Origin of the sequence: Pseudomonas sp. NS1(2017) (assembly GCF_002269425.1) — a bacterium.
GTDB lineage: Bacteria > Pseudomonadota > Gammaproteobacteria > Pseudomonadales > Pseudomonadaceae > Aquipseudomonas > Aquipseudomonas reactans.
This window is the reverse complement of the sequence record NZ_CP022960.1, coordinates 474,506-486,818: the sequence shown is the minus strand read 5'-3', so window position 1 is coordinate 486,818 and position 12,313 is coordinate 474,506. Positions and strand designations below refer to the sequence as shown.

Genomic DNA, 12,313 nt, shown 5'->3' with positions numbered 1-12,313 from the left:
ACGGTCCTGCATTGATTGGGAAAGAGTATGGCCGTTAATCGCGGCAATAACCTTCGCCGGTATCGACAATCAGGCAATCCTTTTTATCCGCCAACCATTTCATTCCGGTGGCTTCACCGTTGCCGGCGCTCAGTTGCTGGGGGCCGTCCGGGCGGGTAAAGGCGACGCCGTCTTCGTTGGCCTCACCCTTGAAGGTGCCGGCGTCGTCGTCATCAAGGCCGTATTTCATGGTCAGCAGGTAGTGACCTCGGCCGATGCTGTCGTCCTTGGCGATGGTCAGGTAGAGGCCTTCGACGCCGATCCATTTGCCGACCCATTTGTCGGTGGGCGGGGTTTGCGGCACCAGGGTGGCTTGTACGGAAGCCGGCGCGGGTTTGGGCGCTTCCTTGGTTTCCTGATTGCAGGCGGTGAGCAGGGCAAGGGCAGAAAGAGCAAAGAGGATTTTTTTCATAGCAGCAAGGCCTTGGTTGAAAAGTGTACAACTGGACGGTCAACGTGCAGCGTTGGACTCGAAACCGGTGATTTAGTGCGCTGTTCGCACGGTGTTTGGTTATGCTCTTGGAGCAGGCTCCGACCCGACTGCTAGATTACCGGGTTGAGCTCGACCGCGCGCCACACACGAGAATCCGATGACCGTCAGTACCCCTTTATCCGGCGTCAACCATCCCTTCAAGGGCATTTTGCTGATTGTTTTGGCGACGTTTCTGTTTTCCAGTCACGACGCCTTGTCCAAATACCTGGCGGGGTTCTACCCGATCGTGATGGTGGTGTGGGCGCGTTACCTGGTGCACACCTTGTTGATGGCCGGGATTTTCCTGCCGCAGTCGGGCTTGCGCGTGCTGCGCAGCAAGCGACCCGGGATGCAGGTGGTGCGGGCGTTGTGCCTGTTGGGCACCAGTCTGTTTTTTACCGCGGCGCTGCATTACATCCCGCTGGCGGAAGCCACGGCGGTGAACTTCCTGGCGCCGATCCTGGTGACGGCGCTCTCGGTGCCGCTGCTCGGTGAACACGTGACCCGTGGCCAATGGCTGGCGGTGATTTGCGGGTTTGTCGGCGTGCTGATCATCATCCACCCCGGTGGCGAATTGTTCACCCCGGCAGTACTGCTGCCGCTGTGTTCGGCGCTGTTCTTCTGCTTCTACCAACTGCTCACGCGCATTCTCAGCCAATACGACACGCCCACCACCAGCAACTTCTTTGCGGGACTGTGCAATACCTTGGTGATGAGTGCGATGGTGCCGTTCTTCTGGCAGATCCCGACCCTGTGGCACGGCGCATTGATGCTGGCCCTGGGCACTTGCGGAATGACGGCGCACTTGATGCTGACCCAGGCGTTCCGCTTCGCGGCGCCGGCCTTGCTGGCGCCGTTCGGCTATTGCCAGATCGTGTTCGCGGGGTTGTTGGGTTGGCTGGTGTTCAGCCATACCCCCGATGTGACCACGGTGGTCGGCATCGGGGTGATCTGCATGAGCGGGTTGGCCGCTGCCTGGCAGCAGCGGCGTAGGTAGAGTTAGACGTCTACGGTAGGAATCTTGCGTGGCGCCATGAAGTACATCCAGGTCAGCGCAATGAAGTACATCGCCGGGATCAGGGTGAACAACACGGTGTAATTGTTGTTGGTCACGGTCAGGATGTGGCCGACGATCTGGGTCATGAACATGCCGCCGATGGCCGCGCACATGCCGCCGAACCCGAACACCGTGCTCATCATGTGCTTGGGCGTGTAGTCCATCACCAGGCTCCAGATGTTCGCGGTCCAAGCCTGGTGCGCACCGATCGCCAGGGAGATGGCAAACACCGCGACCCACAGCTGGCTGGAGCCGGCCGCCATGATCACGCCGACAATGCAGCAGGCAAACAGCAGCATCGACAGCAAGCGCGCCTTGATCGAGTTCATGCCGCGACCGATCAGGAATGACGACAGAATCCCCCCACCGACGCTGCCAAAATCCGCCGTCAGGTAGATGATGATCAGCGGAATACCCATTTGGGTCACGTTGATGCCCAAGTTGTATTGCTGGTTCAGGAACGGCGGCAGCCAGTACAGGTAGAACCAGAACACCGGCGCGGTGAGCGCATAGGCGATGGCGAAGGCCCAGGTGCCGCGCATGCGCAAGATGCGGCTGAACGGTACCCCCGGTTGTTCCGGTTCGACTTGCTGTTGCACGTAGTCCAATTCGGATTGCTTAACCGTCGGATGATCTTCCGGGTTGTAGTACTTCAAACCCCAGAACACCAGCCAGATCGCGCCAAGCGATGCCATGCACAGGAACGCCGCCTGCCAGCCCCACACGTGCAGGATCAATGGCAGCAGCATCGGCGTCATCATCGCGCCAACGTTGGTGCCGGCGTTGAAGATACCGGTGGCCACCGCACGTTCACCCGCCGGGAACCACAAGCGCGTGGTCTTGACGCACGCCGGATAGTTGGCGGCTTCGGTCAACCCGAGGATAAAGCGACACACCATAAAGCCGACTGCCGAGGTCGCCAGGCCGTGGGCGCCGGTGGCCAGGCTCCACAACAGCACGGCGCAGAAGAACACGCGTTTCACGCCGACCCGGTCGATCAAGCGACCTTGCAGCACAAAACCGATGGCGTAGCCGACCTGGAACCAGAAGTTGATGTTGGCGTAGTCCATCGCCGTCCAGCTCATCTCTTTGGCGAGGATCGGCTGCATGACGCCCAGCGCGGCGCGGTCGATGTAATTGAGGGTGGTGGCGAAAAACACCAGGGCCAACATGCCCCAGCGCGTTTTGCCCACGGCGAGGGCGCCGCGGATCTTGTCGCCGATGCCGGCGTGCGGGGTGCCGTGACGCGCGGCCAGGGCGGAGTTTTGCAGAGGCATGAGGTCGTACCCGTTTTTTGAAATTTTTATGGTGTGTTCTGGGTCTGTTACGTCATCGATGGTGCGCAGTGGCTAAAAAATCGTCAATTCGCCAAAGGGGCATAGTGTTCGATAATCGCACCAAAAACTAACTGGTTCGTACATTTTAATTGCTGCGGTTAGGCTAGGGGCGAATAATTTGCCATAAACAACAATTGCCGGGAGTCGCCCATGCAACGTTCCATCGCCACTGTTTCCTTGAGCGGAACCCTGCCGGAAAAGCTCGAAGCCATTGCCGCCGCCGGGTTCGATGGCGTCGAGATCTTTGAGAACGACTTGTTGTATTACGACGGCAGCCCCCGCGAAGTTAGGCAGATGTGCGCCGACCTCGGCATTGCCATCACCTTGTTCCAACCGTTTCGCGACTTTGAAGGCTGCCGCCGCGACCGCCTGGCGCGCAACCTGGAACGTGCCGAGCGCAAATTCGATTTGATGCAGGAACTGGGCACCGACCTGGTGCTGGTGTGCAGCAATGCCTCGGCCGACAGTGTGGGTGACGAGCGTATTTTGCTGGATGACCTGAGCCTGCTCGCCGAACACGCCGGCCGCCGTGGCCTGCGTATTGGCTACGAAGCGTTGGCCTGGGGCAAGCACGTGAACACCTGGCAGCAGGTCTGGAACCTGGTGCGTCAGGTCGATCACCCCAGCCTCGGCGTATTGCTCGACAGCTTTCACACCCTGTCCCTCAAAGGCGACCCGAACGGGATTGCCGAGATCCCCGGCGACAAAATCTTCTTCGTGCAAATGGCCGACGCGCCGATCCTGGCCATGGACGTGCTGGAGTGGAGCCGGCATTTCCGCTGCTTCCCCGGCCAGGGCGAATTCGACCTGGCGGGGTTCCTCGCGCCGATCATCAAGAGTGGCTACACCGGGCCGCTGTCCCTGGAGATTTTCAACGACGGCTTCCGCGCCGCGCCGACCCGCGCGAATGCGGCGGATGGCCTGCGCTCCTTGCTGTACCTGGAAGAGAAAACCCGCGAGCGCCTGAAGCAGGAAGCCCCTGCACAGCCTGTCGAGATTCTGTTCGATACCCCGGCCGCCAGCGAGTACGACGGCATCGAGTTCCTTGAATTTGCCGTGGATGAAAGCCTCGGCGCCAAGCTGACCGTCTGGCTGGAGCGCCTGGGGTTCGTCAAGGCCGGGCAGCATCGCTCCAAGAGCGTGAGCTTGCTGCGCCAAGGTGATATCAACCTGATCCTCAACTGTGAACCCTATTCCTTCGCCCACAACTTCTTCGAGGCTCATGGACCGTCGTTGTGCGCCACGGCGATTCGGGTCAAGGACAGCGCCAAGGCTCTGCAGCGGGCGGTGGCGTACAAAGGCCAGCCCTATCGCGGCCTGGTCGGGCCCAACGAGCTTGAACTGGCGGCGGTGCGTGCGCCGGATGGCAGCCTGATTTACCTGGTGGACCAGAGTGAAGGCGGCCTCTACGACACCGACTTCAACCTGCAACCTGCGGCGTCATCCAGCGGTGGCTTGCTGCGCATCGACCACATGGCCATGGCCTTGCCGGCCGACAGCCTCGACAGTTGGGTGCTGTTCTACAAGAGCCTGCTGGATTTCGAAGCCGACGACGAAGTGGTGCTGCCGGACCCTTACGGTCTGGTAAAAAGCCGTGCCCTGCGCAGCCGTTGCAGTTCGATCCGCCTGCCGCTGAACATCTCCGAGAATCGCAACACGGCGATTTCCCACGCACTGTCGAGCTATCGCGGCTCGGGCGTGCATCACATTGCCTTCGACTGCGCGGATATTTTCGCCGAGGTGCGCCGTGCCAAAGAGGCGGGTGTGCCGCTGCTGGATATCCCGCTTAACTACTACGACGACCTGGCGGCGCGTTTCGATTTCGATGATGAGTTCCTCAGCGAGTTGGCGTACTACAACGTGCTGTACGACCGCGACGCCCAGGGCGGTGAGTTGTTTCACGTGTACACCGAGCCGTTCGAAGGGCGGTTTTTCTTCGAGATCATCCAGCGCAAGAACGGTTATGCCGGCTACGGCGCGGCCAATGTGGCGGTACGCCTGGCGGCGATGGCCAAATCGCGCAGCGGTGCGGTGCGTCAGGCGCGTTTATAACGGTGGGTCAGGTGCTTTCTTTCAGGCCGCATCGCGGCCCATAATCACGGCCTGCATAACACTGGCCGTGAGCGCACCATGACCACCGAGGCACCTCGCAAGAGTCGTAAGAACAATCCGGAAAAGACCCGCGAAAACATACTCCAGGAAGCCATCGTCGAGTTTGTCCAGCAGGGCCTTTCCGGCGCTCGCGTGGACGCGATCGCCGAGCGTATCCACACGTCCAAGCGCATGATCTATTACTACTTCGGCAGCAAGGAGCAGTTGTACGTCGAGGTGCTGGAGAAGCTCTACGGCGACATCCGCAACACCGAAACCCGCATGAACCTCACGGCGCTGGAGCCGCGCGAGGCGATCCGGCGGCTGGTGGAGTTCACCTTTGATCACCATGACCAGAACGTGGATTTCGTGCGTATTGTCAGCATCGAAAATATCCACAATGCCGAGTACGTGAAGCGCACCGACACCATCAAGGCGATGAACAGCAAGATCCTTGAAGGGCTGGGCGAAACCTTGCGCCGGGGGGCCGAGCTGGGCTTGTTCCGGGAAGGGCTGGAGCCGTTGGACGTGCACCTGCTGATCAACTCGTTCAGCTTTTACCGGGTGTCCAACCGCCATACCTTCAGTGAGATTTTTCAGATCGACCTGTCGGATGAGGCGGTTAAACAGCGGCACCGGGACATGATTTGTGAGTCGGTGATGCGTTACCTGCAGGCTTGAGCAAGCCCGCTCCCACATTTTTTGATCCGGTTTCGGCAGTCAGGTATTCATGGCCTGGAAATGCGCCAGCATCCTATCGGCATCCGGCACTTCCCCACTGAACAGCTCAAACGCCTTCACCGCCTGAAACACCGCCATGTTGCCGCCATCCAAGGTGCGGCAACCCAAGGCGCGGGCGTCGCGCAGCAGTTCGGTTTCCAGCGGGAAATACACGATCTCCGCCACCCACAATTCAGCGCGTAGCCAGGTGGCCGGAACCGGTGTGCCCGGCAGCTTGGCCATGCCCATCGGCGTGGTGTTGACCAATCCATCGGCCTCGGCCATGGCATTTTCCAAGTGGCTGCCAACTTGAGCCCGACCGGTGCCGAAACGCTGCGCAAGGTTATCCACAAGGTCGCGGGCGCGGCTGATGTCCACGTCAAAAATACTCAAGTGCTCCACACCTTCGGCCAGCAGCGCATGCGCCACCGCCGCGCCCGCGCCGCCGGCACCCATCTGCACCACGCGTTGGCGTGCCACATCCTTCAGGTTGCGCCGAAAGCCTTCGGCGAACCCCAGGCAATCGGTGTTGTGGCCGATGCGCTTGCCGTCCTTGAACACCACGGTGTTGACCGCACCAATGCCGCGGGCCTCGTCGGACAGTTCATCAAGCAGCGGTAGGATCGCCTGCTTGCACGGGTAGGTGATGTTCAGCCCGGTGAAGTGCATCAACTCGGCGGCGTCCAGCAAGTCGGGCAGGGCGTTGGTGTCCAGGTGCAGTGGCTCAAGGTCGATCAGGCGATACAGGTAGCGCAGGCCTTGGGCGTCGCCTTCTTGCTCATGCAGGGCGGGCGTGCGCGAGGCCTGGATGCCGGCGCCAATCAGGCCGGCGAGGATGCGCGGTTTCATCGGGCCGACCCTTTAAGCAACTGGCTGAAGTGTTCCAGGGCCAGGTGGTAACCGTGGCTGCCGAAACCTGCGAGGACGGCCTTGGCAATCGGTGACACAAACGAATGATGCCGGAACGCTTCACGGGCATGCACGTTGGAGAGGTGCACTTCGATCACCGGCACTTCACTGGCCACCAGCGCGTCACGAATCGCCACCGAGGTGTGGGTCCAGGCCGCCGGGTTGATCACGATACCGGCGCAACGCGCGCGGGCGCCGTGGATCCAGTCGAGCAGTTCGCCTTCGTGGTTGGTCTGGCGGAATTCGATTCTCAGCCCGAGCTGTTCGGCGCTGCGACCACACAGGGCGGCGACATCGGCCAGGGTTTCATGGCCGTAGGTGGCGGGCTCGCGGGTGCCGAGCAGGTTGAGGTTGGGGCCGTTGAGCACCAGCACGATAGGCGACATGGGATGTATCTCCACAGTTCTTGTTAGTTGTGCAGATAAAATGTACTGGTTAGTTAATTTGGTCAATTGATGGAGGCGGATGTGTTCGATTACCGAACTGTTAATCCGACCTTTCGCACAAGCGGATCAGATTAGATATCAATTGAAAATCATTCTCGACAACGCTTAATATGCCCGCCTGTTTCCTTTACATTCCAGGGAGTCGGTTTGTCGGACGTGGATCTCAAGGGCCTGTTTCTCAAGCATGCCGATACCCTGCGCGGGTATCTGGCGCGCAAGGTACGGGACCCGCAGTTGGCCGCAGACCTGGTGCAGGAGAGTTTCCTGCGCCTGGCGGAAAAGCCGGCCGGCGAGCGCATCGACAACTCCCAGGGCTATCTCTATCGAACGGCGAGCAATCTGCTGATCGACCATATTCGCCAGGAAGCGCGGCGCAAGACAGACTCCGTGCCCCATGAGGCGCTGGCCGAGATTGAAGATGAAGTGGCCGGGTTGGAGGCTCAGGCAATGGCGCAGCAACAGCGACAGGCATTGAAGCAGGCACTGGCGGAATTGCCGGAACGCACCCAGCAGATTTTCCGTCTCAACCGCATCGAAGGCATGACCCACGCCCAGGTCGCCCGGCACCTGGACATCTCTGACAGCTCCGTACAAAAGCACCTGGCCAAGGCGTTGGCCTACGTGATGCAGCGCCTGCAGGACGGCGAAGTGGCGCCATCCGACGAATGAGTTACCGAAATGCGCCACCTCAGACGTCACAGCGTTACATAACGAAAAATTCGAGATTCACACGTGAATAGCCAGGGTCCGCAACAGCACAGCATTACCGAGGCGGCCGCCGAGTGGGCGGTGCGCTTGCACGCCGGTGCCCTGACCGAACAGGAGCAGGCCGAGCTGCAGCATTGGATCGCCTGCGACAGCCGCCACGAAGCGGCGTTGCGTTTTGCCGAACAGACATGGGCGGCATTGGGCGATGTGTACAGGGAAGATCCCGTTCACCGCCAGCGTCCGTCAGCGGCAACGATGCCCGTGCGCCGCTCCAGGCGGCGAAGCCCATGGCAACGCGCGGCCGCCGTCGCATTGGTCGTGATAGTGGCCGGTGTTGGCTGGGTGCGCGGGCCGGACGTGTTGTTGCGCATGCAAGCCGACTACGTGACTGCGAAAGGCGAGGTGCGCACCGTGCACCTGGCCGACGGCAGCAAGGTCGAGCTGGATTCCGCCAGCGCTATCCGCCTGGACTACGACGGCGTGCAACGTCGCATCAGCTTGCTCCAGGGTTCGGCAATCTTTGACGTGGCGCCCATGGTCGGCGAGGAAACCCGGCCGTTCGTGGTGCAAAGCGCCGGCGGGCAAACCCGCGCGCTGGGCACGCGGTTTGTGGTGGAGCGTGAAGACGACAGCCAAGCGTGGGTCGGCGTGCTGGAACACAGTGTTGAGGTGTCCCTGAGCGCAACACCGAAAAAGGGGCCGTCCGACAGGGTGGTCCAGGAAGGCCTGGCCGTACGCTACAGCCCTCAGCAAGGCATCGTGCCCTTGGACCAACTCGATGTTGCGCGCGCCACCAGTTGGCGGCGCGGTGTGTTGATCTTTGATCGTCAGCCGTTGGCCAATGTCATCGAACAACTCAACCGCTACCGTCCCGGGCGCGTGGTGTTGACTGACTCGGCCCTCGGTGAGCGTGAGATCAGCGGCGTGTTCCGCCTCGACATGCTCGACACCGCCCTTGCCACACTTACCCAGGAACTCCAGGTGCAACGCCTGGACCTGGCTGGCCTCAGCCTGATCTATTGATGACCCGGTGGGGGCTTGCTCCCACCGCTTGAAATCCCCCTGCCTGAAAAACTTTCAAAAAATCTTACTGACTTCCTGCGCGTCGCACGTCTTGCTAGTTGAGAAGCATTCGCATAAACAAAAACGCTTAGCGCAGGGAACAACAGAAATGTCAGCACTCAACAAGGGGCGTATCACCGTTAGCCGGTTGGCCCTGGCCATCCACTTGGGCCTGTTCGCCATCGCGGCTCCGGTGTACGCCGCGCAACCTCAGGTTAAGGCTGCACAGCCCGCCGTGCTGACGATTGATATTCCTGCGCAGTCCCTGGGCAGCGCCGTGCTGGCGTTCGCCGACCAGGCCGGCCTGCAAGTGCTGTTCGACAGTCAGCGCCTGGAAGGTTTGCAGAGTACGGCGGTGAAGGGGCAGTACAGCGTGCAGGAAGGCTTGGCGCGTCTGTTGGGCAATGCACCGGTGGAGTACCGCTTCAACGGCGAGCGCCAAGTCACCTTGACCCGTGTTGAGCAGAGCGGCGCCGCCTTGGCGCTGGCGACCACGACAATCACCGGTCTGCACCCCAACGACTGGGTGTATTCATCGCCTCGCTCGGTGAGTGTGGTCGGGCGCGAGCAACTGGACCGCAACCCGCCTCGGCACGCCGCTGAAATGCTGGAGGAGGCACCGGGCGTCTACTCGGCGGTCAGCCAGCAAGACCCTGGCTTGTCGGTGAATATTCGCGGCATCCAGGACTACGGCCGGGTCAACATGTCGGTGGACGGCATGCGTCAGAACTATCAACAAAGCGGCCACCAGCAACGCAATGGCACGCTGTATGTCGACCCGGAGTTGCTGTCTGAAGTGGTGATCGAGAAGGGCGCCACTTCAACGATGGGTGGGGCGGGCGTGATCGGCGGGGTCGCCAACTTTCGCACCGTGGAAGCGGCGGACCTGCTCAAAGGCGGCAAGGAAATCGGCGGGCGTATCCGCTTGACCACGGGGCTGGGCGGGCGCAGCAACGGCACGCACTTTATTGGCAGCTCGGCGTTTGCCGTGGGCACCGATGTGTGGGACATGCTGGTGGCGGCCAGTGAGCGCCACCTCGGTGACTACAAACCCGGCACCAAGGGCAGCATTGGCGAGCTGCGTACCGGCAGTTCCTTCCTGCCGGCCAGTGAAGACCGGATCAAGCATTCCACTGTGGAATACACCGGTTCGGTGATGCGCTCGCGACTGCTCAAGCTAGGCCTCAACCTGCCGGTGGATCAGCGCCTTCAGCTGAGCTACCTGACCACCGAAGTCGGCTACGACGACGTCAACATGATGACCGCCGAAAAAGCCCAGCTCTGGGAGAAGCTCGGCAGCAGTGACGTCACGGCGCAGAACTTCGCGCTGGACTACAGCTACACGCCGGACAATCCACTGATTGATTTTAAGGCCAAGCTTTATTACGTCGATACCCGCAACGATCAGTCCACGCTGACCCGTGGCAGCAGCAAGGGTTACGACGTCACCTACCAGACCAACACCTATGGTTTCCAGGCACAGAACATCTCGACCTTTGCCTTGAGCGAACTGTCCGTGATCAAGGCCAACTATGGCCTGGAGTTTTTCTACGACAAGGTCCGCCCGGACTCCAACCAAATGGTGGCCGCCGACTCGGCCGTGACGGCCTCGGCGGCGGAAAGCATCACGCCCAGGGGCGACCGGGCGATGGGCAGCCTGTTCACTCGCCTGGACTACGACTACGACAACTGGCTGAACCTCAACGCCGGGTTGCGCTACGACCGCTATCGGCTGCGCGGCGAAACCGGTTTGAACACGCGTACGTTCATCATCGGCACCACGCGGCAAGTTGGCTTGCCCATGACCTATGACGTGGATCGGGAAGAGGGACATTTCTCGCCGACCTTCGGCCTGTCGATCAAGCCCGGCGTGGATTGGCTGCAACTCTTCGCCACCTACGGCAAGGGCTGGCGCCCGCCGGCAGTCACCGAAACGTTGGTGAGTGGCCGGCCCCATGGCGGGGGCTCGGAGTCGATTTTCCCCAACCCCTACTTGAAGCCTGAGACGTCCACGTCCTGGGAGGTTGGCTTCAATGTGTTGAAGGAAGACCTGCTGTTCTCCGAAGACCGCGTGGGCATGAAAGTGTCCTACTTCAACACCCGCGTGGATGACTTCTCCTACATGGCCCTGGGGGTACAGCCGCCGGGTTATGGCATCGCCAATATCGGCAATGCGGCGTATGTGAACAACCTGGAAACCACGCGTTTTCGCGGCCTGGAATACCAGTTGGATTACGACGCCGGGTTCGCCTACGGCCAGTTCAACTACACACGCATGCTCGGCAGCAATAAGTTCTGCAGCAAGACGGCATGGCTGGGCGGCGTGACCAAGATCCAGAAAGGGCCCGGCAGCCGGGCGCCAGTGACTGCGATGGTGCCCGACGATGCGGCCAATGCGGGGCAGAGCTGCAGCGCGATCCTGGGCTCCTCCGAGCACATGCCGATGGACCGCGGCACTGTGACGCTGGGCGCGCGATTCCTTGAGCGCAAGTTGGATGTGGGCGTCCGCGCCCGTTACAGCGGCGGTTACTACGTCAAAGGCGGCGTCGGCGTGACCACTTCGCAAACTGGCGTGTACCCGGCTGACTGGAAGCCCTACACCGTCTATGACCTCTACAGCAGCTACCGCGCCACCGACCAGTTGACCTTACGCCTGGCCATGGAAAACGTCACCGACCGCGCCTACCTGGTGCCGTTGGGCGACGTGTTGGCCTTCACCCTGGGGCGTGGGCGCACGTTGCAGGGCACCGTTGAATATCAGTTCTGACCGATTTTGCCCAGTGACGGGCAAAACCACAGCAGGCAGTGGCTTGCTGCGGAGATACCACCCCATGACTTGGAGTTTTGCATGAGCATTTCTATTTCATACAGCACGGCCTACGCCACTAACACCGTTGCCCAGTACCTGAGCGACTGGTCGGCTTACTTTGGTGACCTGAACCACCGTGAGGGTTCGGTCAAAGAAGGTTCGAACACTGGTGGTTTCAATCCTGGCCCGTTCGACGGCACCCAATACGGTGTGTCGAGCACCGTCAGCAACGCGGCTGTGGTTGCTAACGGTGACCTGCATTACACCTTGTTCAATCCGCCGTCGCACACCTTGTGGGGTTCGATCGACTCCCTGGACCTGGGCACCATCCTGACGGGCGGTGCGGCCGGCGGTACCTACAGCCTCGCCGAGCAGGAAGTCAGCTTCGCCAACCTGGGCCTGTCGAGCCTGCAATCCGAAGGCCGTGACGGTCAGGTGCACAAAATCGTGTACGGCCTGATGAGCGGCGACAGCTCGGCACTGGCTTCGGCGATCGACTCCCTGCTCAAGGACATCGACCCAAGCCTGTCGATCAACTCGACGTTCGATCAGTTGGCGGCTGCCGGTGTGGCCCACGTGGACTCGGCTGCGGTCGCAGCGTCCGATGTGGCGCTGGTGGGCGTGCAAGATGTGCCTCAGGACTTCGCCCTGGCCGCTTAAGCC

The 12,313-nt window shown here is 61.0% G+C and carries 11 protein-coding genes; 7 read left to right on the top strand and 4 right to left on the bottom strand.

Features of this window, described 5'->3' with window-relative positions:
- Positions 1–34: 34 nt before the first annotated feature.
- Positions 35–451 carry a lipoprotein gene (locus tag CI807_RS02270; RefSeq protein ID WP_095013620.1) on the bottom strand — a complete coding sequence of 139 codons (417 nt, stop codon included), beginning with the start codon at positions 449–451 and terminating at the stop codon, positions 35–37.
- A 178-nt stretch (positions 452–629) separates the two neighbouring features.
- Here CI807_RS02270 and CI807_RS02265 point away from each other — a divergent pair, with 178 nt between their 5' ends.
- A complete protein-coding gene (locus CI807_RS02265) occupies positions 630–1,508 on the top strand; it encodes a DMT family transporter (protein ID WP_095013619.1) in 879 nt (292 codons plus the stop codon).
- Positions 1,509–1,510: 2 nt separating this feature from the next.
- On the opposite strand, the gene CI807_RS02260 is transcribed toward CI807_RS02265, so the two are convergent.
- Positions 1,511–2,845, bottom strand: coding sequence for an MFS transporter (locus tag CI807_RS02260; RefSeq protein WP_016976741.1), 1,335 nt, complete (start codon positions 2,843–2,845; stop codon positions 1,511–1,513).
- A gap of 210 nt (positions 2,846–3,055) precedes the next feature.
- Here CI807_RS02260 and quiC point away from each other — a divergent pair, with 210 nt between their 5' ends.
- Positions 3,056–4,957 carry a 3-dehydroshikimate dehydratase QuiC gene (gene quiC / locus CI807_RS02255; protein ID WP_095013618.1) on the top strand — a complete coding sequence of 634 codons (1,902 nt, stop codon included), beginning with the start codon at positions 3,056–3,058 and terminating at the stop codon, positions 4,955–4,957.
- Between the two features lie 78 nt (positions 4,958–5,035).
- Positions 5,036–5,677 (top strand): TetR/AcrR family transcriptional regulator, encoded by a 642-nt coding sequence (locus CI807_RS02250; RefSeq protein ID WP_028618034.1) that lies wholly within the window; start codon positions 5,036–5,038, stop codon positions 5,675–5,677.
- A gap of 39 nt (positions 5,678–5,716) precedes the next feature.
- On the opposite strand, the gene CI807_RS02245 is transcribed toward CI807_RS02250, so the two are convergent.
- A complete protein-coding gene (locus CI807_RS02245; RefSeq protein WP_095013617.1) occupies positions 5,717–6,565 on the bottom strand; it encodes a shikimate dehydrogenase in 849 nt (282 codons plus the stop codon).
- Positions 6,562–7,011 (bottom strand): type II 3-dehydroquinate dehydratase, encoded by a 450-nt coding sequence (gene aroQ, locus CI807_RS02240; protein WP_095013616.1) that lies wholly within the window; start codon positions 7,009–7,011, stop codon positions 6,562–6,564. Before aroQ ends, CI807_RS02245 begins: the two co-directional genes overlap by 4 nt.
- A 207-nt stretch (positions 7,012–7,218) precedes the next feature.
- On the opposite strand from aroQ, the gene CI807_RS02235 reads away from it, so the two are divergent.
- The 4 genes from CI807_RS02235 (at position 7,219) to CI807_RS02220 (ending at position 12,310) form a co-directional block, all read left to right on the top strand.
- Complete coding sequence (locus CI807_RS02235; RefSeq protein ID WP_028618031.1) at positions 7,219–7,740, top strand: RNA polymerase sigma factor; 522 nt, start codon at positions 7,219–7,221, stop codon at positions 7,738–7,740.
- A gap of 63 nt (positions 7,741–7,803) precedes the next feature.
- On the top strand, positions 7,804–8,802 hold the full coding sequence (locus CI807_RS02230; RefSeq protein WP_095013615.1) for a FecR family protein: 999 nt from the start codon (positions 7,804–7,806) through the stop codon (positions 8,800–8,802).
- 148 nt (positions 8,803–8,950) lie between these two features.
- Positions 8,951–11,608, top strand: a complete 2,658-nt coding sequence (locus CI807_RS02225) for a TonB-dependent receptor (protein WP_095013614.1) — start codon at positions 8,951–8,953, stop codon at positions 11,606–11,608.
- A gap of 81 nt (positions 11,609–11,689) precedes the next feature.
- The gene (locus tag CI807_RS02220; protein WP_095013613.1) at positions 11,690–12,310 is read left to right on the top strand and encodes a heme acquisition protein HasA; all 621 of its coding nucleotides are present in this window, start codon (positions 11,690–11,692) and stop codon (positions 12,308–12,310) included.
- Positions 12,311–12,313 lie beyond the last annotated feature (3 nt).

Coding starts and splice junctions, on each gene's coding strand:
- CI807_RS02270 (WP_095013620.1), bottom strand. CDS start 451: ATGAAAAAAATCCTCTTTGCTCTTTCTGCCCTTGCCCTGCTCACCGCC.
- CI807_RS02265 (WP_095013619.1), top strand. CDS start 630: ATGACCGTCAGTACCCCTTTATCCGGCGTCAACCATCCCTTCAAGGGC.
- CI807_RS02260 (WP_016976741.1), bottom strand. CDS start 2,845: ATGCCTCTGCAAAACTCCGCCCTGGCCGCGCGTCACGGCACCCCGCAC.
- quiC (WP_095013618.1), top strand. CDS start 3,056: ATGCAACGTTCCATCGCCACTGTTTCCTTGAGCGGAACCCTGCCGGAA.
- CI807_RS02250 (WP_028618034.1), top strand. CDS start 5,036: ATGACCACCGAGGCACCTCGCAAGAGTCGTAAGAACAATCCGGAAAAG.
- CI807_RS02245 (WP_095013617.1), bottom strand. CDS start 6,565: ATGAAACCGCGCATCCTCGCCGGCCTGATTGGCGCCGGCATCCAGGCC.
- aroQ (WP_095013616.1), bottom strand. CDS start 7,011: ATGTCGCCTATCGTGCTGGTGCTCAACGGCCCCAACCTCAACCTGCTC.
- CI807_RS02225 (WP_095013614.1), top strand. CDS start 8,951: ATGTCAGCACTCAACAAGGGGCGTATCACCGTTAGCCGGTTGGCCCTG.
- CI807_RS02220 (WP_095013613.1), top strand. CDS start 11,690: ATGAGCATTTCTATTTCATACAGCACGGCCTACGCCACTAACACCGTT.